This window comes from Mycobacterium senriense, from assembly GCF_019668465.1.
In the GTDB taxonomy this organism is placed as follows: Bacteria; Actinomycetota; Actinomycetes; order Mycobacteriales; family Mycobacteriaceae; genus Mycobacterium; species Mycobacterium senriense.
The window spans coordinates 735,817-760,689 of the sequence record NZ_AP024828.1; the positions used below are offsets into that span (position 1 = coordinate 735,817).

Consider the following 24,873-nt stretch of genomic DNA (forward strand, 5'->3'; position numbering starts at 1 on the left):
GCTACACTCCGGACGCGCGGCGCCCGTGGTCGCCGAACGGTTCGTCGCGGTGCCGCACCGCCTCACGGAATCCGTGCTCGACCGCGTCCGCGACGAAGGCGTGCCCCTCGGGCGTGTGCCGGGCTACCCCGTCGAAAACCGTGCTGACCATCCGGCTGGTCGCCACGCCCTGTTGCAGGAGAGCGGAATTCAGCGCGAGCTTGACCATGATCAGCTGGTTTACCGGCACCGCGGCGATCCGCTCGACCAACCGCTCGGTGCGCTCGTCGAGGTCCGCCGGTTCCGGTGCCTCGACCGCCCATCCCCACTCGGCGGCCTGCGCCCCGGTGATGCAATCACCGGTGAACAACAACCTTTTCGCGCGCTGGTCGCCCAGGCGGTGCGCCCACAGCCCGGCCGCCGGGACGCCCCACACCCGGGTCGGTGGGTAGCCGATCTTGGCGTCGGCGGCGGCGATCACCTGATCGGCGTGCAGCGCGATGTCGGTGCCGCCGGCCACGCAATAGCCGTGGATCTTGACCACCGTCGGCTTGTCGGCGTGCATGAGGCTGGAGAAGCCCCGCACGAAGCGACTCATCATCTGATAGTCGATCATGGGATCCCATGGCTGATCGGCCAAATGGTTGACCGCCTGGGTCTTTCCGTCCAGCACGGTGCCCTGGTACCCGCCGGTGCCGCCGGCCGAGCCGGTGCGATCGGCGTAGGCACTCAGGTCGAAGCCCGCGCAGAACCCCTCGCCGCGACCGGACACCACGATGACGTGCACGTTCGGGTCGAGGTCGGCGCGCTCCACCAACGCCGAGAGTTCAAGCGGGGTGTCCGCGACGATCGCGTTGCCCTTGTCGGGCCGGTTGAACGTGATGCGCGCAACCCGATCGGTGACCTCGTAGGTCATCGTTTTGAGGTTGTCGAAGTCGACCGGCCTGATCGCGTGAGTCATATTGTGGCTCAGCCCTTTACCAGCGCCCGCTCCAGGATCGGTGCGAGGTCGAGCCCGTCGGGCATGGTCCCGAAGGCACCGCCCCACTGCCGGTCGAGGCGGGTGGTCAGGAATGCCTCGGCGACGGCCGGGTGGCCGTGGCGCACCAGCAGCGAGCCCTGCAGCGCGAGGCAGATGTCTTCGGCCACCTTGCGGCCGCGATACTGGATGGTCTCCAAGTCGGCCAGCTGATCGCGCAGCCGCGTGACATGGTTGGCCAGGCGCGGATCCTGACCCGCGGCGTCGGCGAGCTCGTCGAACAGCACCTCGACGCACTCGGGGCGAGTTGCCATGGCGCGCAACGTGTCCAGCGCGCTGACGTTGCCCGAGCCCTCCCAGATGCCCATCAGCGGCGCCTCCCGGTACAGCCGCGGCATGCCGGAGTCCTCGACATAGCCGTTGCCGCCCAGACATTCCAGCGCCTCGGCCGCGTGCGGCGTGGAACGCTTGCACACCCAGTACTTGCTGGCCGCCAGGCCGATGCGCCGCAGCAGCGCTTCGGTCTGGTCGCCGCGCACGGCCTTGTCGGTGGCGCCGGCCATCCGCATCGCGACCATGGTGGCCGCCTCCGCCTCGACCGCCAGGTCGGCCAGCACGTTGCGCATCAGCGGCTGATCAATCAGGTAGGCGCCGAAGGCCTTTCGGTGCTGGGCGTGGTAGATCGCCCGGGTCAGACCGCTGCGCATGCTGGTGGCGCTGCCCAGCGTGCAATCCAGCCGGGTGAGGTTGACCATCTCGATGATGGTGGGCACGCCGCGCCCTTCCTCGCCCACCAGCCACGCGATCGCGCCGTCGTATTCGACCTCGCTGGACGCGTTGGCGTGGTTGCCGAGCTTGTCCTTGAGGCGCTGCAGGAACATTCGATTGCGGGTGCCGTCGGGCAGGACGCGGGGCAGCATGAAGCAGGACAGCCCGCCCGGCGCCTGCGCCAGCACCAGGAAGATGTCGCACATCGGCGCCGAGGTGAACCACTTGTGACCGGTCAGGCGGTAGGTGCCGTCGGCGTTGGGGGTCGCCTGGGTGGTGCCGGCGCGCACGTCGGAGCCGCCCTGTTTTTCGGTCATCGACATGCCCGCGGTGATGCCCGGCTTGGTGGTGGCCAGCCTGAGCTCGGGGTCGTATTCGCGGCTGGTCAGCAGTGGTTCGTACACCTTGGCCAACTCGGGGTTGAAGCGCAGCGCCGGAACGACGGCATATGTCATCGAGATCGGGCAGATGTGGCCCGGCTCGACCGTCCACACCGACGTCTTGGCGGCGCGGACGACGTGCGCACCCGGGCGCTCGTCGGCCCACGGCGCGGCGTGCATGCCGTGGGCAACCGCCGCGCGCATCAGTTCGTGGTAGGCCGGGTCGTATTCGACCTCGTCGACACGGTGACCGTTGCGGTCGTGGGTGTGCAGGACGGGCCGGTTGCGGTCGGCGAGCTCGCCCCACCGCTGCGCCTGGTGGGTGGCCGACAGCGCGCCGACCTCGTTCACCTCGTCCAGGCCCCACTGCCCGCCCTCGCGGATCAGGGCCTCGATCAGCACCGCGGAGCTGGCGGGGTTGTGGTTTTCCAGGGGCGGGACCTGGTTGGTGACGACATGGGTGTCCGACATGCCACCAATGTTACAGTTTCCCGACAGTTGCACAAGAGTTGTAACAGCCGAGGGAGCGGTCAGCGCTCGGTGTGCTCCCGCAGGAACGCGATGTCGTCCTTGCGGCCCTCGTCCGCGGTCTCGCAGATCACCGGGGCGTCGGCGGCCTCGACCACCGCGACGAGCAGCTGCGGGTCGATCTGACCGGTGCCGAAGTTGGCGTGCCGGTCGGCGCCCGAACCTGCGGCGTCCCTCGAGTCGTTGCAGTGCACCAAGTCGATGCGTCCCGTCAGGGCCTTGATCCTGTCGACCGCATCGATCAGGGCCTCGCCGGCGGCCCAGGCGTGACAGGTGTCCAGGCAGAAACCAATCCCCTTGTCCCCGATGTGATCCCACAGTTTGCCGATGGTGTCGAAATGGCGGGCCATCGCGTGGTCACCGCCGGCGGTGTTTTCCAGATACACCTGCACGTCTGTTTCCAGGTAGTCCAGCGCTTTGACCCACCGCTCGAAGCCGGCTTCCATGTCGTCGTCGTCGGCGTGGCCGCCGTGCACGATGACCGCCGTCGCGTTGATCTCGGAGGCCGCGTCGCAAGTGTCCTGCAAAATCTTGCGCGACGGGATCCGGATGCGGTTGTTCGCCGACGCGACGTTGATGAGGTACGGCGCATGGACGTAAAGCGGCACGGTCGACCCCTTCAGCGCCTCGGCGTCGTCGCGGGGTTTCGGCTTCTTCCAGCTCTGGGGATTGCCGAGGAAGAATTGCACCGCGTCGGCGCCGTCGGCTTGCGCGGCGGCCAGCGGGTCGTCATTGCGGACGTGTGAACCGATGAGCACGACGGCCAGTCTAGTGAGGGGCGCCGACGCCCGGGAGGTTCCACCGGGACCCCCCACAGTCACATTCGGCGTCGCGGGACACGCAACGAAAAAGCCCCGGGCGAACCCGGGGCTTTTTCGTTTGTGGACTAGCGGTAATCGCTGTAGCCGTAGTCGTCCAGCGGCACCGCGGCGCCGGTGGCCTGGCCGAAGTCCGGGCTGTAGTACTGATCCTCGTAGGAAGGGATCGTGTACGCGGCGGCCCGGGCCTCCTCGGTCGGCTGCACCTGGATGTTGCGGTACCGGTTGATACCGGTGCCGGCCGGGATCAGCTTTCCGATGATCACGTTCTCCTTCAGACCCTGCAGCTTGTCGCTGCGGCAGTTGATCGCCGCATCGGTCAGCACGCGCGTGGTCTCCTGGAACGACGCCGCGCTCAGCCACGAATCGGTGGCCAGCGACGCCTTCGTGATACCCATCAGCACCGGACGTCCGGCCGCAGGCTCGCCGCCCTCGGCCACCACGCGACGGTTCTCCGCCTCGAAGTCGGCACGGTCGATCAGCGAACCCGGCAGGAACTCGGTCGAGCCGGAGTCGATGATGGTGACGCGGCGCAGCATCTGGCGGACGATCACCTCGATGTGCTTGTCGTGGATCGACACACCCTGTGCGCGGTAGACCTCCTGGACCTCGCGGACCAGGTGGATCTGCACCTCGCGGGGGCCCTGCACGCGCAGCACCTCGTGCGGGTCGGCCGAGCCTTCCATCAGCTGCTGACCCACCTCGACGTGGTCGCCGTCGGACAGCACCCGCTCGGAACCGTCCTCGTGCTTGAACACACGCAGCCGCTGCCGCTTGGAGAGCTTGTCGTACACGACCTCTTCGCTGCCGTCGTCGGGAACGATGGTGATCTTGTAGAAGCGCTCACCGTCCTCGAGACGGACCCGCCCGGTGACGTCGGCGATCGGCGCCTTACCGCGCGGAATGCGGGCCTCGAACAGCTCCTGCACACGGGGCAGACCGCCGGTAATGTCCTCACCGACACCACCCTGGTGGAAGGTACGCATGGTCAGCTGGGTACCGGGCTCACCGATGGACTGCGCGGCGACGATACCGACGGCCTCGCCGATGTCGACCAGCTTGCCGGTCGCCATGGACCGCCCGTAACAGGTCGCGCACACGCCGGTGCCGGTGGTGCAGGTCAGCACCGAGCGCACCTTGATCTGCGTGATGCCCGCAGCCAATAAGGCTTCGATCGACGGGTCACCCAGGTCCTCACCACGCGCCACGACGACGTTGCCGGCCTCGTCGACCGCGTCGGCGCCCAGAGTCCGTGCGTACGCCGAGGTTTCGATGTACGGGTCGCGGATGAGGGTGCCGTCCGGCTGGCGCTCGGCCAGCTCGACGATGATGCCCCGCTCGGTCTCGCAGTCGTGCTCGCGGACGATGACGTCCTGGCTGACGTCCACCAGACGACGGGTCAGGTAACCCGAGTCGGCGGTACGCAACGCGGTGTCCGCCAGGCCCTTTCGAGCGCCGTGCGTGTTGATGAAGTACTCCAGCACGGTCAGGCCCTCACGGAACGAGGACTTGACCGGACGCGGGATGAACTCACCCTTCGGGTTGGTCACCAGACCCTTCATGCCGGCCAGCGTTCGCGTCTGGGTGAAGTTACCCGTGGCGCCCGAGTCCACGATCGTGATGATCGGGTTGTCGGCCGGGTAGTGCTCACGCAGCGCCTGACCGACCTCGTCGGTGGCTTCCTTCCAGATCTCCACCAGCGCCTCGTTGCGCTCGTCGTGGTTCAAAGCACCACGCTGGAACTGCTTTTCGACCTTCTCCGCGCGCTCCTCGTACTGGTCGAGGATCTCCTTCTTGCGCGGCGGGACGAGCACGTCGGCCATCGAGACCGTGACACCGCTGCGGGTCGCCCAGTAGAAACCGGCGTCCTTGAGCTTGTCCACGGTCTGCGCGACCACGATCATCGGGTACCGCTCGGCCAGATCGTTGATGATGGCGGCCTGCACCTTCTTGTGCATCTGCTTGTTCACGAACGGGTAGCCCACCGGCAGCAGTTCGTTGAAAAGCACACGGCCCAAAGTGGTCTCGGCCATCCAGGCGTCGCCCGGCTGCCAGCCGCTGGCGCCGAACAGCTCGGCCTCGATCTCGGCCGGCGGACGCAACTGGGTCAGCCGCACCTTGATCTTGGCCCGCACCGACAGCACGCCACGGTCGGACGCCATGATCGCCTCGGCCGGCGAGGAGTACACCCCGACCTCGGGCTCGTCCTTGGCGGCCGCCTTGAATTCGCCCTTGTCGCCGTCGACCTCGGTGGTCAGGAAGTACAGACCGGTCACCATGTCCAGACGCGGCATGGCCAGCGGGCGGCCCGACGCGGGCGACAGGATGTTGTTACTCGACAGCATCAGGATGCGGGCCTCGGCCTGCGCCTCGGCGCTCAGCGGCAGGTGCACCGCCATCTGGTCACCGTCGAAGTCGGCGTTGAACGCCTCACACACCAGCGGGTGCAGCTGGATCGCCTTGCCTTCCACCAGCATCGGCTCGAAGGCCTGGATGCCCAACCGGTGCAGGGTGGGTGCGCGGTTCAGCAGCACCGGGTGCTCGGCGATGACCTCTTCGAGGACATCCCACACCTGGGGACGCTGACGCTCCACCATCCGCTTGGCGCTCTTGATGTTCTGCGCGTGGTTGAGGTCGACCAGCCGCTTCATCACGAACGGCTTGAACAGCTCGAGCGCCATCAGCTTGGGCAGACCGCACTGGTGCAGCTTGAGCTGCGGACCGACCACGATGACCGAACGGCCCGAGTAGTCGACGCGCTTACCGAGCAGGTTCTGGCGGAACCGGCCCTGCTTACCCTTGAGCAGATCGCTCAGCGACTTCAGCGGGCGGTTACCCGGCCCGGTGACCGGGCGGCCGCGACGGCCGTTGTCGAACAGCGCGTCCACGGACTCCTGCAGCATCCGCTTCTCGTTGTTGACGATGATCTCGGGCGCGCCGAGGTCGATCAGCCTCTTGAGGCGGTTGTTCCGGTTGATCACGCGGCGGTAGAGGTCGTTCAGGTCGCTCGTGGCGAACCGGCCACCGTCGAGCTGCACCATCGGGCGCAGTTCCGGCGGGATCACCGGGACGGCGTCCAGCACCATGCCCATCGGGGAGTTGCCCGACTGCTGGAAGGCGGCGACCACCTTGAGCCGCTTGAGGGCGCGAAGCTTCTTCTGCCCCTTGCCGTTCCGGATGACGTCGCGCAGGATCTCGGCCTCGGCGTCGATGTCGAAGTTCTCGATCAGCTTCTGGATCGACTCCGCACCCATGGCGCCGGTGAAGTACTCACCGAAGCGGTCGATCAGCTCGCGGTAGAGGTTCTCGTCGACGATCAGCTGCTTGGGGGCCAGCTTGGTGAAGGTCGTCCAGATCTCCTCGAGTCGGTCCAGCTCACGCTGGGCGCGGTCGCGCAGCTGACGCATCTCGCGCTCGCCGCCGTCGCGGACCTTGCGGCGCGCGTCGGCCTTGGCACCCTCGGCCTCCAGCTCGGCCAGGTCGGCCTCGAGCTTCTGGGCGCGGGCCTCCAGGTCGGCGTCGCGCTGGTCCTCAATCGCCTTGCGCTCCACCATCATTTCGGCCTCGAGCGTGGAGAGCTCGTTGTGGCGCATCTCGTCGTCGACCGAGGTGATGACGTAGGCGGCGAAGTAGATGATCTTCTCGAGATCCTTCGGCGCCAGGTCGAGCAGGTAGCCCAGCCGCGACGGCACACCCTTGAAGTACCAGATGTGCGTGACGGGCGCGGCCAACTCGATGTGACCCATCCGCTCGCGACGCACCTTGGCGCGGGTCACCTCGACGCCGCAGCGCTCACAGATGATGCCCTTGAACCGGACGCGCTTGTACTTGCCGCAGTAGCACTCCCAGTCGCGAGTCGGTCCGAAGATCTTCTCGCAGAACAGGCCGTCCTTCTCCGGCTTCAGCGTGCGGTAGTTGATCGTCTCCGGCTTCTTGACCTCGCCGTAAGACCATTGCCTGATGTCCTCCGCGGTGGCCAGGCCGATACGGAGTTCATCGAAGAAGTTGACGTCGAGCACGTAACTTCCTTTCCCCTTGCGGGATTAGTAACTAATAACGATTTAAGCGAGATCCTCGACCGAAGCAGATTCGTTGCGGGACAGGTTGATTCCCAGGTTCGCCGCCGCCCGCTCGAGGTCTTCGTCCTCGCCTTCGCGCAACTCGATCGCCGCACCGTCGCTGGAGAGCACCTCGACGTTGAGGCAGAGCGACTGCAGTTCCTTGAGCAACACCTTGAAGGACTCGGGAATGCCCGGCTCCGGGATGTTCTCGCCCTTGACGATCGCCTCGTACACCTTGACCCGCCCGACGGTGTCGTCGGACTTGATGGTCAACAGCTCCTGCAGCGTGTACGCCGCGCCGTAGGCCTGCATGGCCCAGCACTCCATCTCACCGAAGCGCTGGCCACCGAACTGCGCCTTACCACCCAGCGGCTGCTGCGTGATCATCGAGTACGGGCCGGTGGAGCGGGCGTGGATCTTGTCGTCCACCAGGTGGTGCAGCTTCATGATGTACATGTAGCCGACGGTCACCGGGTACGGGAACGGCTCACCGCTGCGGCCGTCGAACAGCACCGCCTTGCCGTCGCCGTTGACCATGACCTCACCGTCGCGGTTGGGCAGCGTGCAGGACAGCATGCCCTGCAGCTCCTCCTCCTTGGCGCCATCGAACACCGGCGTGGACACGATCTGGTCCGACTGCGCGTGCCGCAGCTGCTCGGGCAGGTTGACCGCCCACTCGGGCGAACCGTCGATGTTCCAGCCGGACTTGGCCACCCACCCGAGGTGGGTCTCCAGGATCTGGCCGATGTTCATCCGTCGCGGCACACCGTGCGTGTTCAGGATGATGTCCACCGGGGTGCCGTCCGGCAGGAACGGCATGTCCTCCTGCGGCAGGATCTTGCCGATGACGCCCTTGTTGCCGTGGCGTCCGGCGAGCTTGTCGCCGTCGGAGATCTTGCGCTTCTGGGCCACGTAGACGCGCACCAGCTCGTTGACACCGGCCGGCAGTTCGTCGTCGTCCTCGCGGGAGAACACCCGGATGCCGATGACCTTGCCGGACTCGCCGTGCGGCACCTTCAGGGAGGTGTCGCGAACCTCGCGGGCCTTCTCACCGAAGATCGCGCGCAGCAGCCGCTCCTCCGGGGTCAGCTCGGTCTCACCCTTCGGGGTGACCTTGCCGACCAGGATGTCGCCGTCGCGGACCTCGGCACCGATGCGCACGATGCCGCGCTCGTCCAGGTCGGCCAGCACCTCGTCGGAGACGTTCGGGATGTCCCGGGTGATCTCCTCGGCGCCCAGCTTGGTGTCGCGGGCGTCGATCTCGTGCTCCTCGATGTGGATCGAGGTGAGCACGTCCTCCTCAACCAGCCGGTTGGAGAGGATGATCGCGTCCTCGTAGTTGTGGCCTTCCCACGGCATGATCGCCACGAGCAGGTTCTTGCCCAGCGCCATCTCACCGTTCTCGGTGCAGGGACCGTCGGCGATGACCTGGCCGGCCTCCACCCGCTCCCCCGCGTCGACGATCGGCGACTGGTTGGCGCAGGTGCCGTGGTTGGACCGCTCGAACTTGCGCATCCGGTAGGTGTGCCGGGTGCCGTCGTCGGCCATCACGGTGATGTAGTCGGCGGAGACCTCCTCGATCACCCCGGCCTTGTCGGCCACGACCACGTCGCCGGCGTCGATCGCCGCACGCAGCTCCATGCCGGTACCCACCAGCGGCGCCTCGCTGCGCACCAGCGGAACCGCCTGGCGCTGCATGTTGGCACCCATCAGGGCACGGTTGGCGTCGTCGTGCTCGAGGAACGGGATCATGGCCGTGGCCACCGACACCATCTGGCGCGGCGACACATCCATGTAGTCCACCTCGGACGAGGGCACGTACTCGACCTCGCCCGCCTTGCGGCGGACCAGGACGCGGGACTCCTCGAACCGGCCCTTGTCGTCGATCGGCGAGTTGGCCTGCGCCACGACGTGGCGGTCCTCCTCGTCGGCGGTCAGGTAGTGGATCTCGTCGCTGATCACACCGTCGACAACCTTGCGGTACGGCGTCTCGATGAACCCGAACGGGTTGACCCGCGCGTAAGTCGCCAACGAGCCGATCAGACCGATGTTGGGACCCTCCGGGGTCTCGATCGGGCACATCCGGCCGTAGTGCGACGGGTGGACGTCCCGGACCTCCAGGCCGGCGCGCTCACGGGACAGACCACCGGGGCCCAGCGCCGAGAGGCGACGCTTGTGGGTCAGACCCGACAGTGGGTTGTTCTGGTCCATGAACTGCGACAGCTGGCTGGTGCCGAAGAACTCCTTGATGGCGGCGACCACCGGGCGGATGTTGATCAGCGTCTGCGGCGTGATCGCCTCGACGTCCTGAGTCGTCATCCGCTCGCGGACCACGCGCTCCATCCGGGACATACCGACCCGGATCTGGTTCTGGATCAGCTCGCCCACGGTGCGCAGCCGGCGGTTGCCGAAGTGGTCGATGTCGTCGGTCTCCACCGGAACCTCGGAGCCACCCGGCACGGTCATCGTGGCCTGGCCCTCGTGCAGGCGCACCAGGTATTCGATCGTGGCGACGACGTCTTCCTCGGTCAGCGTTGACGACGTGATCGGCTCGCCCACGTTCAGGCCGAGCTTCTTGTTGACCTTGTAGCGGCCGACGCGAGCCAGGTCGTAGCGCTTCTCCTTGAAGAACAGGTTCTCCAGCAGGGTCTGCGCGGACTCCTTGGTCGGCGGCTCGCCCGGACGCAGCTTGCGGTAGATGTCCAGCAGCGCCTCGTCGGTGCCGGCGGTGTTGTCCTTCTCCAGCGTCGACATCATGATCTCGGAGAAACCGAACCGCTCCGTGATCTGCTCGTTGGTCCAGCCCAGCGCCTTGAGCAGCACGGTGACCGGCTGGCGACGCTTGCGGTCGATACGCACGCCGACGGTGTCGCGCTTGTCGACGTCGAACTCCAGCCAGGCACCGCGGCTCGGAATCACCTTGACGCTGTGCAGCAGCTTCTCGGTCGACTTGTCGATCGACTCGTCGAAGTACACGCCCGGCGAGCGGACCAGCTGGCTGACCACCACACGCTCGGTCCCGTTGATGATGAAGGTGCCCTTCTCGGTCATCATCGGGAAGTCACCCATGAACACCGTCTGGCTCTTGATCTCACCGGTGTTGTTGTTGATGAACTCGGCCGTGACGAACAGCGGGGCCGCGTACGTCATGTCCTTGTCTTTGCACTCGTCGACCGGCGCCTTGACCTCGTCGAAACGCGGGTCGGAGAACGACAGCGACATCGAGCCGGAAAAGTCCTCGATCGGCGAGAGCTCGTAAAGCACCTCTTCCAGGCCACCCACCGGAGTCACGTCCCCGCGGGCGGCGGCGGCCTCACGCCACCGCGGCGCGCCGATCAACCACTCGAAGGCGTCGATCTGCACGTCAAGCAGACCCGGAACCTCGAGCGGTTCGCGGAGCTTGGCGAAGGAAACTCGATTGGGGGCTCCAGGCACGGAGCCGTTTGAAGAACTTCCGTTAGAGGAACTTTGTGGGCGACCCGTCTTGCTCTGGCGGAAATCTGCCAAGATGCATCCTTCCAGCACCTCGTGCGACTCACGAAGGCCGGGACCACCGGCCAGCTCGCCGCGAATTTTGTTGGTTCGGCCGGCGAACGAACTGTCCGGATCTCACGCGCAACTAGAACTAAGCCGCTTGAGGGGGCTCAGACTTAGACCACGGTGTCAGGTGGCGGGTGAGGTGGGCAGGAGGTAGCCAGCGCAACGTCCAACAATAGCGCAGGACGGCGCATTCCTCAACTTCCCAACATCAGCAGTCCAGGGACATCGGCGCTGGCTGGCGTTTCGACTTTCCGCTGGATACATGCTGCCCAACAGACTGGCCGGTTTAGGGCCCGCCGTCAAGTGGACGGGCCGTCGTGTTACGCGGAGTTAGCGCGAAACACGACGGCCGGCGTCTAGTCGCCGAACTCGTGCGCGCGGTACTTGTGGGTGCCTTCGAGGTCGTCGAGGATGGCGGCCTGGGCACCCTTGGGCAGGGTGTGCAGGATCTCGCGCACCCGGGCCTGGCGTCGGGCGACGGCCTTGCGCTCGGGCATCCCCGGCGTCGCGACGATCTGCGGCGGCACGCCCTCGATCTCCTCGACACCGCCGGCGTGGTGACCCGCATCGATCATGGCCTGCTCTTCGGCCATGGTCGCCTCGTCCTTTTCCTCGGACATACCGATCGGCCCGATCCGGCGGCCGTTGAGGAACTGCCGCACCACCGGCTCGTCGCTGGTCAGCAGCACCTCACGCGGGCCGAACATGACCAGCTTGCGGCGGAACAGCATGCCCATGTTGTCCGGCACCGTGCGCGCGATGTTGATGTTGTGGGTAACGATCAGCACCGTGGCGTCGATCTGGGCGTTGATGTCGAGGATCAGCTGGCTCAGGTAGGCGGTACGAACCGGGTCCAGACCCGAGTCGGGCTCGTCGCACAGGATGATCTGCGGGTCCATCACCAGGGCACGGGCCAGGCTGGCGCGCTTGCGCATACCACCGGAGATCTCGCCGGGGAACTTCTTCTCGTCACCACCGAGACCGACCAGGGTCAGCTTCTCCATGACGATGTCACGGATCTCGCCTTCCTTCTTCTTGGTGTGCTCACGCAGCGGGAACGCCGCGTTGTCGAACAGGTTCATCGAACCGAACAGGGCACCGTCCTGGAACATCACGCCGAACAGCGTGCGGATCTCGTAGAGCTCCTTGGCCGAGCACTGCAGGATGTCGGTGCCGTCGATAACCACCGAGCCACGCTCGGGCCGCAACAAACCAATCAGGGACTTGAGGAAAACCGATTTGCCGGTACCCGACGGCCCCAACAGGACGCTGACCTCCCCGGCGGGGATTTCCAACGTCACGTCTTCCCAAATCCTCGAGGAGCCGAAGGACTTCGTTAGTCCATTCACCTCGATAGCGACGCCCATGGGGAATCCTTCCGTCGACAGTCGTGCCTGCCACCTGCCCTTTTATGTGGCATGAGTCACTGTAGCGCACGCTCGCCACACGGCAGCAGGGATGCGGTTGAGAGCCGAAAAAATTGACGGTCCTGAGATCGGCCGGAAGCCCGCACGGCACAACTTATTAGACGCACGTGTTAGCCGAACGTCAGCCGGCGGGCGCCCAGTTGCCGTGGAAGCCCATCGGCACCCGCTGCGGCAGGTGGACGGTGGCCACCGGTTCGAGCGTCTGCGCGTCCACCAAGAGCAACTGGCCCTCGTCGCGGTCGCGGTGATAGCCGAAGCCCATCAGGATGCCGTCGTCTTCGGCGCGGGCGGCGGGGTTTGGCACGAAGGACATCTCGCCGAGTAAAAGGCCGGCATCGAGGGTGGCCGCCGTACTCGATCCGGTCGCGTAGTCGTGCTTGTAGAGCGCGGTGGACATCTCGGACGCCCCGTTCGACAGGTAGCCGCCGTCGGTGCCGATGGTGTAGCCGAATCGGTGCCGCCCACCGAGCAGGCCCTCGTTGATGCGCGGGAACTCCTGCGGGCGATCGTCGTGGCGTTCGCTGGCCACCGCCCCGGTCGCGAGGTTGACGGTCCAGCGGTCCAGCGTCGGCCTGCTGTCGCCGGGACCGCGCAGGTCGCGGTCGAACATCCGCGCGTAGCGAACCACATCGAGCACCAAAACCTCAGCGCCACCGCGCATCTCGGAGTAGGCGTTGAGCGGGTGGTAAACGTAGCAGGGTTCGATGTCGAACCAGCGGATGTCTTTGTTGCCGCCCTCGCGCGGCATGACTCCGATGCGCGCCTGGTAGTCAGGATTCCAGCGGTAGGGCATCCGACTGATCGGCTCGCGATTGCGGTTGATCATCTTGGTCACCGGGCCCGGGACCCGGACGCGCCCGATCAACGACTGCATCACGAGCCGGGCCGGCAAACCCAGCCAACGCGGCACGTTGGCCGGCATCACCTGCACGGGATCGAAGGTCACCGGCAGGTCGTAGATCACCACGTACTTATCGGTCAGGGAGAAGTCGTGCATCATCGGCGACCCGGACACCTCGATGTCGACGGTCCGGCGGGCCCGGCCGGCGGTATCGATCACCGAGTACTGCACGGTGCGCCCGCGGGTGAACGCGTAGGACACCGCGTGCAATTCGCCGGTGCGGGGATCGCGGTGCGGATGGGCGGTATAGCCCCCGAACAGGGTGCCGTCGAAATCGCACGCCCCCTCGGTGTCCAGCTCGTCGGTCAGCCGGTAATTCGCCCCGCCCCCCTCCACGAGCGCCAGCGTCTGCCCGGCATGGCTCAGCACATTGGTGTTCGGCCCGACGGAGAGCATTCCGGCGCGTGGGTTCAGCCCCCGCGGCCCGGCCTCATGCAAAGCCCTGCACACGTGCGCGGTGCGCACCCAGCGGTTGCGGTACCAGCGGGCCCGGCCGTCGCGCAGCGCCACCCCGTGCACCATGCCGTCGCCGCTGAACCAGTGGTAGACGGCCGGGTCCACCTCGGCGACCGGGTTGGGCCCGTTGCGCAGGTAGCGGCCGTCGAGGTGTTCGGGAATGCGGCCGGTGACGCGCAGATCGTGCGCGGTGACCTCCGCGCTCACCGGCGCCAGAAAGTCCTCTAGGTAGGGGTTGCCGGGCTTGGCGGTTGCCGTGGTCACCATAACTGAGCTCCTATAACATTGTTATTGCAGCGTTATTGGCACAGTACGCCGCCGATGAGAAGATGGCAACGATGACTTCAGAGGTTCAGCGCAGCGTTCGGGACGAGATGCTGCACGCCGCGGTCGGCCTGCTCGACGAACACGGGCCCGACGCCCTGCAGACGCGCAAGGTGGCCGGCGCCGCGGGGACCTCCACGATGGCGGTGTACACGCACTTCGGCGGCATGCGGGGGCTGATCGCGGAGGTCGCCGAGGAGGGATTGCGGCAATTCGACGCCGCGCTGACGGTGCCGCGGACCGCCGACCCGGTGGCCGATTTGTTCGTCACCGGTGCGGCCTACCGCCGCTACGCCATCAAGCGCCCGCACATGTACCGGCTGATGTTCGGCAGCACCAGCGCCCACGGCATCAACGCGCCCGTCCACAACGTGCTGACGCTGACGGTCGCCGAGATCGAGCAGAACTACCCCAGCTTCGCGCACGTGGTGCGCGGGGTGCACCGGTGCATGCTGGCCGGCCGGATCGAAGCCGCGGGCGCTGTCAAAGACGGTGTCGACGACGCGTCCGTCGTGGCCACCGCGGCCCAGTTCTGGGCGTTGATCCACGGGTTCGTCATGCTGGAGCTGGCCGGCTATTACGGCGACGACGACTCGGCGGTCGCACCGGTGCTTGGTGCGATGACTACGAACTTGCTTGTCGCCCTTGGGGATTCACCCGAGCGGGTGGCGCAGTCGCTGCGGTCGGCCCGGCACTGAACGCACGAAACCCCCGGGATGGTGTTCCCGGGGGTCGTGCGCGTTTGCGACTTACTTGACGGTGACGGTGGCGCCGGCGGCCTCGAGCTTGGTCTTGGCCTCGTCGGCGGCCTCCTTGGCCACCTTCTCCAGCAGCGGCTTGGGCGCGCCGTCGACCAGGTCCTTGGCCTCCTTGAGGCCCAGGCCGGAGACGATCTCGCGAACCACCTTGATGACGCCGATCTTCTTGTCACCGGCGGCTTCGAGGATGACGTCGAACTCCGACTGCTCCTCGGCGGCCTCGGCGGGCGCACCACCGGCGGCGCCACCACCGGCGGCGGCAACGGCGACCGGGGCGGCCGCGGTGACCTCGAAGGTCTCCTCGAACTTCTTCACGAAGTCGGAGAGCTCCAGCAGGGTCATTTCCTTGAAAGCGTCGAGCAGGTCATCGGTAGACATCTTTGCCATGGGTATGGGTCCTTCCTTGTTTTTCCAGGTTCCGGAGTTGGTTGTTATTCGGCTTCGGCCGGGGTTTCCGGCGCCTCAGCGGGTGCTTCCGAAGCGGGTTCCGGGGTGGCGTCCGCGGCGGGCTCCGCGGCGGCTGCGGGTTCTGCAGCAGCGGCGGGACCTTCGGCGGCCTTCTTCTCCTGCAGCGCGGCCGCGAGCCGGGCGACCTGCGAAGCGGGAGCGTTGAACAGCCCCGCCGCCTTGGCGAGGTTGCCCTTCATCGCGCCGGCCAGCTTGGCCAGCAGCACCTCGCGCGACTCGAGGTCGGCGATGCGCTCGACTTCGGCGACCGTGAGTGCACGGCCGTCCATGTAGCCGCCCTTGATGACCAGCGCCTTGTGTTCCTTGGCGAAGGTCTTGATGGCCTTGGCGGCGTCGACCGCTTCCCCGGTGACGAATGCGATGGCCGTCGGGCCGGCGAAGAGCTCGTCGAGCCCCTCGACCCCGGCCTCTGAAGCCGCGCGCTTGACCAGCGTGTTCTTGGCCACCGAGTAGGTGGCCGCCCCGTTGAGCGAGCGCCGCAGTTCGGCCAGGTTGGCGACGGTCAGACCGCGGTACTCCGTGATCAGGGTTGCGGTCGATTCCTTGAACTGCTCGGCGATGTCTGCAACGGCGGTGGCCTTGTCAGCCCGGGCCATGCCTACCTCCTGAAGTGAAAGCCAATGCGACGTGTCGTCTCGATTCCCCCGGAGAACGACGAACGCCCCGGCGCAGAAGCGGCCGGGGCGTGGAAATACGCCGGCGCGAGCCGGCGCTGATGCCTCGTCCTCCTGCGTGGGCCGCCGGGATGCTCCCGGACCTTCAACCGATTGCTCGGTGACCGACGGTCTTCGGTGGATCGGCTAACAGAATAGCGTGGCCCGCGCGATCAGCCAAAACGGTGGCCTCAGGTGACGGCGAGGACCAGCAGGACGAACACCGCCAGCAGCAGGATCACCCGCACCCGGTGCCGTCGATCCCAGCGGGTGGCGAGCTCGCGGGATAGCTCACCGGTGCTCGGCCACTTCGCGATGCGGTTGTTGAGCGGCACCAGCAGGGCGATCGTCAGCAGGATCACCGCGGCCATCAGCCCGGCGGCGATGCCGCAGAGCCAGTCGCGCTGCTCGCCGCGCTCCTGGATGGCGAGCGAGGCCACCAGCAGCAGGGTGACGGCATACCAGAACGGCATCGTCGTGCCCAGCGCCCGGGCGGCACCGCCGCGGGCCGCGCGGAAGCCGTCGTCGGGCAGCCGGGCGATGAGCGGATTGAAGAAGACCGCGACCGCCAGCTCCACGCCGACCATCAGTCCGGTCACCACGACCGCGAGCGCGTCGATGCTGTTGTTCATGGCAACGACCTTGGCGGTTATGCTGACAAATATCAAGGTACTGACAAATTAGTCAGCGAGGTGCTCGTGTCCGTATCCAAGAAGGAACTCAGCGAATGCCCAATCGACGCCGCGCTGTCGGTCATCGACGGCCGCTGGAAGGGCACCATCCTGTGGCGATTGTGCGACGGCCCGATGCGCACCGCCGAACTGCGGCGCAGCATCCCCGGCATCACCGAACGCATGCTCATCCGGCACCTGCACGAACTGGTCGCCGCCGGGATCATCGAGCGCCACGACGCGCGCACGGTGCCGCCGTGCGTGCACTATTCGATTTCCGAATACGGCATGACGCTGGGCCCGGTGCTGGCGAGCCTGTGCGACTGGGGCCGAAAGCACATGCAGCGGGTCAGCTGAGGCCCGCGAGCCGGGCCGCGCCGATCAGGCCGGCCGCACCGCCGAGCCGGCCCGGCACCACCCGCAGCCCGGACAAGAAGTCCAGGCCGGCGTATTCGGCCAGCTTCGCGCGCAGCGGATCGAAGAGCAGCGGGCCGGATTTGGCGACGCCTCCCCCGATCACCACGAGATCCAGATCGCAGACCGCGCCGACCGAGGCGATCATCGCGGCGAGCGCGTTGGCGCCTCGATGAAATGCCTGCTGGGCCAACGGGTCTCCGGCCGCGGCCGCGGCGGCCAGGTCGCCGGCCCCGGCCTCGGGCGGCGCGGACCAGCCGCTCTCCCGCGCCCGGCGCACCAGCCACGGCCCGGACGCGACGGTTTCCACGCAGCCGTGACCGCCGCAGGTGCAGGGCCGCCCGTCCAGTTCGACGACCACGTGCCCCACGTGACCGGCGTTGCCGGTACGCCCCGAGTAGGGGACGCCGTCGAGCACCAGTCCGCCGCCCACCCCGGTGGAGACCACCATGCCCAGCAGAAACCGGGCGTCCGGGGCCGCGTCTTTCCCCGCGCCGATCCACTGCTCCCCCAACGCCATACAGACGCCGTCACCGGCCAGCACCACCGGTAGGCCCGGCACCGCCGCGGCGACCTTGTCGCGCAACGGGAAACGGTCCCAGCTGTCGATGTTGATCGGGCTGACGGATCCGCTGCGCAGATCGATGGGTCCGGCCGAGGCGATCCCCACGGCGCCGACCGGGGCGTCCGCCGCCTGCAGCGCGTCGGCGATCGTCGCTTCCACGACGGCCCACACGTCGCCGGCGTCGGGCGTGACCGGGGTGGGCCGGATGGTGGTGTACACCAGTTTTCCGCCCGAATCCGCCAGCGCCGCAGCGATTTTGGTGCCGCCGATGTCCAGGCAGAGGGTAAGCATGACGCTCAGTGCCGGTGGGTGTTGTCGGGTTGGCGGGGGTCGCCGGGATGCTCGTAGCCGGGCGCCAGCTCCACCAGCGCGGCGCGGCGCGCGTCCAGCCACAACCGGAAGGTGCGCCGGCGTGCGGCGCCGCGCAGGTGCTCCTCGATCGCCGATCGCACCTCATCCAGCGGTGGAGCCGCCAACGCCGTTGTGCGCCAGCCATGTTCGATCTGTTGCGGCGCGGCGAAGCGCAGTGGGTTGCGGTCGTGATAGCCGGCCACCTCGGTGTCGGCCACCCGCACCGAGGCGGTGACGTCGGCGAACAGCGCCCGGGCACGCGGATCGGCCAGCACGGCGGCGGCGACGCTGCCGATCTCGAGCCGGGCGGTCACGTCGGGCAACAGCTCGGCCTCGGACGGCGCGCCGCGCGCGCTGAGCCCGCGGGCCTCGGCCTCCGCGGCGACCACCCGCCCGGTGACGATGAGCTGGGTCAGCCACCGCCGCAGCTGGCGGCCCTCGCTGGTGCCGCTGACGGGCAGGGCGGCCGGTCCCCGGGCGGCCGGTCCCCGGGCGGCGCGCAGCCGCGCCTCGGCGGCGTCCAGGACGCCCGGCGGAACGGGCACGCCGGCAACGGTCGCTATCGGGTGGATGCTCATGTCACCGTCACCTTCACCGCCGGCGAGTAGACCAGTCGGCCGGCGCAGCCGATCCGTACCAGCGCCCACCAGTGGCCGGGTTCCAGCCAGGCCGGCGGGGTCAGCTGGAAGCCTAGGTCGACGGTGCCGCGGGCGGGTAGCACCGCGCCGAGGGCGCCCGGGCCCATCCATTCCCAGGTGCCCCAGGGGCTGATCAGGTGCGCCTCCAGCGCCAGGTCGGCGCCGGCGTGGCTGCCGACGGTGACGGTCAAAGCACCCGCTTCGCCGGGTCCGAGCGTGACCTCGGTGGGCCCCTCGGCGAGGTAGACCAGCTCGCCGGTGGGCTCGCCCACGGTCACCACGCAGGCGTCCTCGACGGGCTGGCGCCAGCAGGCCGGGACGTCGTCGCCGGTGACGCGGAGTTCGGCGCGGACCGGATAGCGGCCGGGTTCGGCGCGCTCCGAGACCGACACCACCACGTCTTCGTAGAAGTGGTCGCCGCTTCGCATCGTGACGGGCAATTCGGCGGGCCTGGCCGTCCAGCCGTCCGGACACCGGACGGTGACGGTGCCGCGCAGCGTGGCGTCGGTGCTGTCGCATGCCGCGGTGAGGCGCAGCGACACCGCGCCGCCGGGCTCCGCGCTCGCCTGCGGCGGGTTCAGGTGGGCGGCCGCCGGCAGCCCGCCGAGCGGCGCGGGGCCGCGATTGTGCAGCCAATACCGTGCGTACAGCGGCTGCGCGGCCTCGGCGTGCGGGGCCAGGACGGCGGCGCCGGCCGCCGCCCGGGGCGCGTCCACGCGGGCCAGCACGGTCGCCACCTGGTAGCCATGCAGCTCGACCGAGGACACGGCCTCGGGGTGGGTTTCCAGCAGATCGGCGCGCCGCAGGTCGTGCAGCATCACGACGTCGGAGTCGATCGTGACGGGGGTGCCGGCGCCGGTGGTCTCCACCAGGCGCAGGGCCACCACGTTCGGGTTCAGCGGCGCCGCGCGGCCCTCGGTCAGTGGGTTGCCTGCGGCCTTGAGGGCGCCCAGCTGTACCGATTCGGGCTCGACGCGCAGCAGCGATCCGGCCGCAGGCCGCGCCGCCCCCCGCCGGCCCGGTCTGACTGCGAGCAGCGGTTGGGCGAACTGCGCGCTGCGGGTAGGGATTTCGGCCTGGCGCCAGTCGCCCGCCCCGCTGACCAACGCGTAGTCGAAGGCGTGGGTCCAGTGCTGCAGTTGGAAGTTGGAGCCGTCCGGCGCGGTGCGGCGCGGATCGTCGATCCAGATGCCCGACGGCCAGCCGGTGCAGGACCGCATCAACGCGGTGTGCAGGGTGCCCTCGGTGTCGACGGCGAAGCTGGGCACCCCGCGGTTGAGCAGGGCGACGGTGCGGTCTTCGAAAGCGTCCGTCCCCGCGGGTGGTTGCTGCGGCACGGCGATCTCGGCGTCGCCGAGGTCGCCGGCCACCGCGGCGATCGCCGCCCGCAGTTCGTCCTCGTCGCGGCCGTCGATGACCAGCACCGGCAACGCCCGCGCCGAACGCAGGTCGGCGTCGGGCACCCACACCGCGTCCAACGGTGTCTCGGCCGGCACCCACACCACGGCCCGGCCGGTCGCCGCCAACTGGCGCTCCAGCTCGTCGGCGTAGGCCGGAGCGCCGCCCAGCACGGCCGCGGCGAAGGCGTTGCGGGCGGGCCCGCCCAGCACGATGCGCACGTCGGGCAGGTTCGAATCGACCTCGAGGTGGCCGTAGCGCGGCTTGCCGGCGGCGCTGCAGGTGGCCGTGACGCCGGCACGCACCAACGCGACCATCAGCTCCCGGGCCAACGGCCCGGCCATCGCCTCGGTCGGCGACACCACCTCGGCGACCGACACTGCCCGCACGGCGGTGCCCGACACCCGGATCCGGGCCGCCGAGGACAGGCCGAACCAGCCGTACGCCGGGTTGTCCAGAGTCCACGGGTGCCGGGCGGTGTCCACCGCGTCGGGCCCGTCATGCAGCAACGCAAAACCGCGACCGACGACGGCGTCACCCACCTCGCTGACCGGCATGGCGCCCGGCACCGGGCACGGCCAGCGCAACCGCACCAGCTGATCGGCGCCGCTGAACTCGTCGATGGTGGTGCGGCAGTCCACCCGCGCGAGGCCACGCAGGAGCGTCAGGGTCTGGGTGTAGCGCAGCAGCGTGCCGATCCGGCCGTGCACCACCACCCGCTGACCGAGCGGCCCGTGGAACGCCTGCACCCGCGCGGGCTCCTCCGACGAGCGCACCACCGGCCCCTTCGGCAGCAGGTGCCACGGGCCCTCGCCCTGCCTCGGGTGCGCCGGGTACTCCTCGTAGACGGCGAGCTCGTTGCCCACCCGGCCGTCGGCGATCAGCTCGGCGCCGTCCTGCAGCAGCGAGGCGACCCCGCCGCCACGCGCCGGGTCGACCCGGATGCGGTAGTGCTCGTTGGCGATCACCGATCCCGCGACCGGTTCCCAGCCGGCCGGTTCGCCCCGGCCGGGCGCGGGCACCAGCCGGTACGCCCGCCACCCCAGCGAGGGCACCTCGCGCGCCAGCCAGCTGACCGACCGGCCGTCGTGCTCGACGTGCGCCGCCAGTTCGGCACCGTCGGCGTCGAGCACCCGCACCCGGGCGCCCAGCGGCGGATCCAGGCGCGCGGTGACGATGTCGGTGCGCCGGCAGGTCAGCGGATTCCACACGATCACGTCGCCCTCGCCGGAAGCGGCCTCGCCGGACAGCAACGCCAGCGCATTGTCGCGCGCCGCGCGGCCCAGCTCCCAGGCGTCGCGCCATCCGGTCAGCAGGTCGAGGTACACCTGGTCGGATTCCGAGCCGGTGATGGCGTCGTGGTGTGCGCCGTAAACCAGCTGCACCCACGCCTTGGCCAGCGCGGCCTGCGGGTACTCGGCGCCGGTCAGCAGGCCGGCGAACACCGCGAAACGCTCGGCCTGCAGCACGGCGTTCTCGGCGGCCCGGTTGGCCTGCTTGGTGTCGATGTAGGACACGTCCTTGCCGGTGTAGATCGGGTTCATGTCCCGGGTCTGCGGCGACGGCACCCGGTCGCGCTGCGCCAGTTCCGCGCGCACCGCCGCGAAGAACTCGCACGGCAGCGCGCACACGAAGCGCGGCCAGGTGTAGCGGGCCGCCCAGTCACGGTGGATGTCGGTGACCCACTTGTTCGGCGGGGTGTAGTCGGTGCCGACGGGCAGCAGCACGTTGCGGGTCAGTGCGACCTTCTTGAGCTGATCGAACAGCTCGTACGTGGCGTCCTCGGCCTCGCCCAGCGACGCCGCGGAGTCCATCCACCAGCCCGCCGAATAGTGCGCGGGCATGTAGTGGGTGAGCAGGCCGCGGCCCGACGGCGAGATCCACTCGAACTCGCTGGCGAACTGCATGCGCTCGATATCGCCGTCGCCCAGCGCCGGGCCCCACTGGTGGTGCGGTCCCCTGGCCCACGAACTCGACGTCAGGCCGGCATCCGCGGCCATCCCCGGGAATTGCGGATCGTGGCCGAACACGTCCAGCTGCCACGCGGTGGCCGGGTTGGCCCCCATGACGTGACGCTGAAAACCCATGCCGTGCACCAGGTTTCGAATCGTCGTTTCGGGGCTGGTGAGGTTGGTGTTGGGTTCGTTGTAGGTGCCGCCCATCACCTCGACGCGGCCCGCAGCGATGAACCGGCGCAGGTCGGCCCGGTCCTCGGGGCGGGTGTCCCAGTACGGCTTGAGATAGTCGACCTCGGCCAGCACGAACTTGTAGTCGGGGTCGCGGCGCGCCATCTCCAGGTGCGCGTGCACCAGGTCGAAGCCGTTCCGCTGGCGGGCCCGCCCCGGCGGGTCCTCGGCCCACTCGCTGGTATAGGCGCCCTGGGTGTTCCACCACACCGGGTCGTAGTGGAAATGGCTGACCATGAACATGGTCCAGCCGGGCTCGGCCACGGTGAGCTCGAACGGCAGCCGCTGACCGCCGACGTGGGCCCGCGCGGGCCGGCGCTGCCCGACGACGGCCTCGTCGACGCTTACCGCCACCTCGACGACCTCACGCCCGGGCTCGGCGACCGCGCGCCCGCGCAGGCCGCGGCCGTCGATGCGGATCGGCGTGGGCTGGGCGCAGTCGGAAACGGTGACGCGGACCAGCTGCAGCGGCGCGTCCGGGGGCCCGACGAAGAGCTCGGTCGGCTCGGCCTTCGTTATTCGCATGCCGAAACCACCTGCATGCCCGCACCTTACGGCGCGCGAGACCTAGGATCGACCAATGCCCGCCCTCGCCCCGCCAGTGGCCGACGAACGCAGCGCCCTGCGCGAATTCCTGGCGTTTCACCAGAGCGCGTTTTTCGCCGTCAGCCATGGCCTCACCGACGATCAGGCCCGCTCCACGCCCTCGGTCAGCGCGCTGTCGATCGGCGGCCTGGTCAAGCACGCGACCGGGATGCAGCGCAGCTGGATGACGCGCGTCGCCGCCGCGCCGGACGCGCCGCCGAAAGACCCGCGGCCGTTCGAGCAGATCGCCGCGGAGTTCGCCGACCAACACGTGATGCGGCCCGACGAGACGCTGGCCGGGCTGCTGGGGGCGTTCGAGGCGCAGAACGCGACCTCGCTGCGGCTGGTGGAGACCGCCGACTTGGACGCCGCGGTGCCCGTTCCGCGGGACATTCCGTGGTTTCCCAAGAACCAGGAGTCCTGGTCGGTGCGCTGGGTGATCCTGCACGTGATCAACGAGCTGGCCCGGCATGCCGGGCATGCCGACATCATCCGGGAGACGATCGATGGCGCCACCATGTACGAGTTGATCGCCGCGCGGGAGGACTGGGCGATCGAGGGCTGGGTGCAGCCCTGGAAAAGTGGGGACGGCCGCGCGCGTCCGAGTTAGAGGATTGGGACTCATCCGTGCCGATTTGGCACACTGCACAGATGAGCTCCGCTAAACATCGAGAGGGCGCCAAGCTCGACCGGGTGCCGTTGCCGGTCGAAGCGGCCCGGGTTGCCGTGACAGGTTGGCAGGTCACCCGCACCGCCGCTCGCATCGTCACCAAGCTGCCCGGCAGGGGTCCGTGGCAGCAGAAGGTGATCAAGCAGCTCCCCCAGACCTTCGCCGACCTGGGACCGACGTACGTCAAGTTCGGCCAGATCATCGCGTCCAGTCCCGGCGCGTTCGGTGAATCGCTGTCCCGGGAGTTCCGCGGCCTGCTCGACCGGGTGCCGCCCGCCGACGCCGGCGAGGTGCACACACTCTTCGTCGAAGACCTCGGCGGTGACCCGTCCGAGTTGTTCGCCGAATGGGACGAGACGCCGTTCGCGTCGGCGTCCATCGCGCAGGTGCACTACGCCACCCTGCACAGCGGCGAGGAGGTCGTCGTCAAGATCCAGCGGCCGGGCATCCGGCGCCGGGTCGCGGCCGACCTGCAGATCCTCAAGCGTTTCGCCCAGGCCGTCGAACTGGCCAAGCTGGGCCGCCGGCTCTCGGCGCAGGACGTGGTCGCCGACTTCTCCGACAACCTGGCCGAGGAGCTGAACTTCCGGCTGGAGGCGCAGTCGATGGAGGCGTGGGTGTCCCACCTGCACGCCTCCCCGCTGGGCCGCAACATCCGGGTGCCGCAGGTGTTCTGGGACTTCACCAGCGACCGGGTGCTGACCATGGAGCGGGTGCACGGCATCCGGATCGACGACGTCGCCGCCATCCGCAAGGCCGGCTTCGACGGAACCGACTTGGTCAAGGCGCTGCTGTTCTCGCTGTTCGAGGGCGGGCTGCGGCACGGGCTGTTCCACGGTGACCTGCACGCCGGCAACCTCTACGTCGACGACCGGGGCCGCATCGTCTTCTTCGACTTCGGGATCATGGGCCGCATCGACCCACGCACCCGCTGGCTGCTGCGCGAGCTGGTGTACGCGCTGCTGGTCAAGAAGGACCACGCGGCGGCGGGCAAGATCGTCGTGCTGATGGGCGCCGTCGGCACCATGAAGCCGGAGGCCGAGGCCGCCAAGGACCTGGAGAAGTTCGCGACCCCGCTGACCATGTCGACGCTGGGCGACATGTCCTACGCCGACATCGGCCGGCAGCTCTCGACGCTGGCCGACGCCTACGACGTCAAGCTCCCCCGCGAGCTGGTGCTGATCGGCAAGCAATTCCTCTACGTCGAGCGGTACATGAAGCTGCTGGCGCCCAAGTGGCAGATGATGTCGGATCCGCAGCTGACGGGCTATTTCGCGAATTTCATGGTCGAAGTCAGTCGCGAGCACTCCTCCGACGTCGAGGTATAGGAGCTTCTCTGGTGCAGGTCCGTACGG

At 68.4% G+C, this 24,873-nt stretch carries 17 protein-coding genes; 4 read left to right on the top strand and 13 right to left on the bottom strand.

Annotation, left to right across the window (positions count from 1 at the left end; translation table 11 throughout):
- Position 1: 1 nt before the first annotated feature.
- The 7 genes from MTY59_RS03635 to MTY59_RS03665 all read right to left on the bottom strand — a co-directional run bounded on the left by MTY59_RS03635 (position 2) and on the right by MTY59_RS03665 (position 14,104).
- Positions 2-940: a crotonase/enoyl-CoA hydratase family protein gene (locus MTY59_RS03635; protein WP_221044457.1), complete on the bottom strand. Its 939-nt coding sequence runs from the start codon at positions 938-940 to the stop codon at positions 2-4.
- 8 nt (positions 941-948) lie between these two features.
- Complete coding sequence (locus MTY59_RS03640; protein WP_221044458.1) at positions 949-2,577, bottom strand: acyl-CoA dehydrogenase family protein; 1,629 nt, start codon at positions 2,575-2,577, stop codon at positions 949-951.
- A 59-nt stretch (positions 2,578-2,636) separates the two neighbouring features.
- Positions 2,637-3,392, bottom strand: a complete 756-nt coding sequence (locus tag MTY59_RS03645) for a deoxyribonuclease IV (RefSeq protein WP_221044459.1) — start codon at positions 3,390-3,392, stop codon at positions 2,637-2,639.
- 128 nt (positions 3,393-3,520) lie between these two features.
- Entirely contained in the window at positions 3,521-7,471 is a 3,951-nt protein-coding gene (locus MTY59_RS03650; RefSeq protein WP_221044460.1) for a DNA-directed RNA polymerase subunit beta', read from the bottom strand.
- Between the two features lie 42 nt (positions 7,472-7,513).
- Positions 7,514-11,020 (bottom strand): DNA-directed RNA polymerase subunit beta, encoded by a 3,507-nt coding sequence (rpoB, locus tag MTY59_RS03655; RefSeq protein WP_221044461.1) that lies wholly within the window; start codon positions 11,018-11,020, stop codon positions 7,514-7,516.
- Between the two features lie 389 nt (positions 11,021-11,409).
- Positions 11,410-12,420 carry an ABC transporter ATP-binding protein gene (locus MTY59_RS03660; RefSeq protein ID WP_221044462.1) on the bottom strand — a complete coding sequence of 337 codons (1,011 nt, stop codon included), beginning with the start codon at positions 12,418-12,420 and terminating at the stop codon, positions 11,410-11,412.
- 181 nt (positions 12,421-12,601) lie between these two features.
- Positions 12,602-14,104 (bottom strand): carotenoid oxygenase family protein, encoded by a 1,503-nt coding sequence (locus MTY59_RS03665; protein WP_221044463.1) that lies wholly within the window; start codon positions 14,102-14,104, stop codon positions 12,602-12,604.
- Between the two features lie 71 nt (positions 14,105-14,175).
- Here MTY59_RS03665 and MTY59_RS03670 point away from each other — a divergent pair, with 71 nt between their 5' ends.
- The gene (locus tag MTY59_RS03670; RefSeq protein WP_221044464.1) at positions 14,176-14,859 is read left to right on the top strand and encodes a TetR/AcrR family transcriptional regulator; all 684 of its coding nucleotides are present in this window, start codon (positions 14,176-14,178) and stop codon (positions 14,857-14,859) included.
- Positions 14,860-14,910: 51 nt separating this feature from the next.
- Here the strand turns inward: MTY59_RS03670 and rplL are convergent, their stop codons facing one another.
- The 3 genes from rplL to MTY59_RS03685 all read right to left on the bottom strand — a co-directional run bounded on the left by rplL (position 14,911) and on the right by MTY59_RS03685 (position 16,672).
- Complete coding sequence (rplL, locus tag MTY59_RS03675) at positions 14,911-15,306, bottom strand: 50S ribosomal protein L7/L12 (protein ID WP_007767831.1); 396 nt, start codon at positions 15,304-15,306, stop codon at positions 14,911-14,913.
- Positions 15,307-15,350: 44 nt separating this feature from the next.
- A complete protein-coding gene (gene rplJ, locus MTY59_RS03680; protein ID WP_221044465.1) occupies positions 15,351-15,983 on the bottom strand; it encodes a 50S ribosomal protein L10 in 633 nt (210 codons plus the stop codon).
- A 248-nt stretch (positions 15,984-16,231) separates the two neighbouring features.
- Complete coding sequence (locus MTY59_RS03685; RefSeq protein ID WP_221044466.1) at positions 16,232-16,672, bottom strand: anthrone oxygenase family protein; 441 nt, start codon at positions 16,670-16,672, stop codon at positions 16,232-16,234.
- A gap of 66 nt (positions 16,673-16,738) precedes the next feature.
- Here MTY59_RS03685 and MTY59_RS03690 point away from each other — a divergent pair, with 66 nt between their 5' ends.
- Entirely contained in the window at positions 16,739-17,068 is a 330-nt protein-coding gene (locus MTY59_RS03690) for a winged helix-turn-helix transcriptional regulator (protein ID WP_221044467.1), read from the top strand.
- On the opposite strand, the gene MTY59_RS03695 is transcribed toward MTY59_RS03690, so the two are convergent.
- Genes MTY59_RS03695 through MTY59_RS03705 form a run of 3 tightly spaced genes read right to left on the bottom strand, consistent with a single transcriptional unit; the run spans position 17,061 to position 22,788 of the window.
- A complete protein-coding gene (locus MTY59_RS03695) occupies positions 17,061-17,981 on the bottom strand; it encodes an ROK family protein (protein WP_221044468.1) in 921 nt (306 codons plus the stop codon). The genes MTY59_RS03690 and MTY59_RS03695 overlap by 8 nt on opposite strands.
- 5 nt (positions 17,982-17,986) lie before the next feature.
- The gene (locus MTY59_RS03700) at positions 17,987-18,619 is read right to left on the bottom strand and encodes a DUF7158 domain-containing protein (RefSeq protein ID WP_221044469.1); all 633 of its coding nucleotides are present in this window, start codon (positions 18,617-18,619) and stop codon (positions 17,987-17,989) included.
- On the bottom strand, positions 18,616-22,788 hold the full coding sequence (locus MTY59_RS03705) for a glycoside hydrolase family 38 N-terminal domain-containing protein (protein ID WP_221044470.1): 4,173 nt from the start codon (positions 22,786-22,788) through the stop codon (positions 18,616-18,618). Before MTY59_RS03705 ends, MTY59_RS03700 begins: the two co-directional genes overlap by 4 nt.
- A gap of 76 nt (positions 22,789-22,864) precedes the next feature.
- Between MTY59_RS03705 and MTY59_RS03710 the strand changes: the two genes are divergently transcribed.
- Together MTY59_RS03710 and MTY59_RS03715 are read left to right on the top strand one after the other, a co-directional pair.
- Positions 22,865-23,458: a DinB family protein gene (locus tag MTY59_RS03710; protein ID WP_221046244.1), complete on the top strand. Its 594-nt coding sequence runs from the start codon at positions 22,865-22,867 to the stop codon at positions 23,456-23,458.
- 41 nt (positions 23,459-23,499) lie between these two features.
- Positions 23,500-24,846 (top strand): ABC1 kinase family protein, encoded by a 1,347-nt coding sequence (locus MTY59_RS03715; protein ID WP_221044471.1) that lies wholly within the window; start codon positions 23,500-23,502, stop codon positions 24,844-24,846.
- The last annotated feature ends 27 nt before the right edge of the window (positions 24,847-24,873 follow it).

What these genes read in the sequence shown, in the direction of transcription:
- MTY59_RS03635 (WP_221044457.1), bottom strand. Translation starts at nt 940, where the DNA reads ATGACTCACGCGATCAGGCCGGTCGACTTCGACAACCTCAAAACGATG.
- MTY59_RS03640 (WP_221044458.1), bottom strand. Translation starts at nt 2,577, where the DNA reads ATGTCGGACACCCATGTCGTCACCAACCAGGTCCCGCCCCTGGAAAAC.
- MTY59_RS03660 (WP_221044462.1), bottom strand. Translation starts at nt 12,420, where the DNA reads ATGGGCGTCGCTATCGAGGTGAATGGACTAACGAAGTCCTTCGGCTCC.
- MTY59_RS03665 (WP_221044463.1), bottom strand. Translation starts at nt 14,104, where the DNA reads ATGGTGACCACGGCAACCGCCAAGCCCGGCAACCCCTACCTAGAGGAC.
- MTY59_RS03670 (WP_221044464.1), top strand. Translation starts at nt 14,176, where the DNA reads ATGACTTCAGAGGTTCAGCGCAGCGTTCGGGACGAGATGCTGCACGCC.
- rplL (WP_007767831.1), bottom strand. Translation starts at nt 15,306, where the DNA reads ATGGCAAAGATGTCTACCGATGACCTGCTCGACGCTTTCAAGGAAATG.
- rplJ (WP_221044465.1), bottom strand. Translation starts at nt 15,983, where the DNA reads ATGGCCCGGGCTGACAAGGCCACCGCCGTTGCAGACATCGCCGAGCAG.
- MTY59_RS03685 (WP_221044466.1), bottom strand. Translation starts at nt 16,672, where the DNA reads ATGAACAACAGCATCGACGCGCTCGCGGTCGTGGTGACCGGACTGATG.
- MTY59_RS03695 (WP_221044468.1), bottom strand. Translation starts at nt 17,981, where the DNA reads ATGCTTACCCTCTGCCTGGACATCGGCGGCACCAAAATCGCTGCGGCG.
- MTY59_RS03700 (WP_221044469.1), bottom strand. Translation starts at nt 18,619, where the DNA reads ATGAGCATCCACCCGATAGCGACCGTTGCCGGCGTGCCCGTTCCGCCG.
- MTY59_RS03705 (WP_221044470.1), bottom strand. Translation starts at nt 22,788, where the DNA reads ATGCGAATAACGAAGGCCGAGCCGACCGAGCTCTTCGTCGGGCCCCCG.
- MTY59_RS03715 (WP_221044471.1), top strand. Translation starts at nt 23,500, where the DNA reads ATGAGCTCCGCTAAACATCGAGAGGGCGCCAAGCTCGACCGGGTGCCG.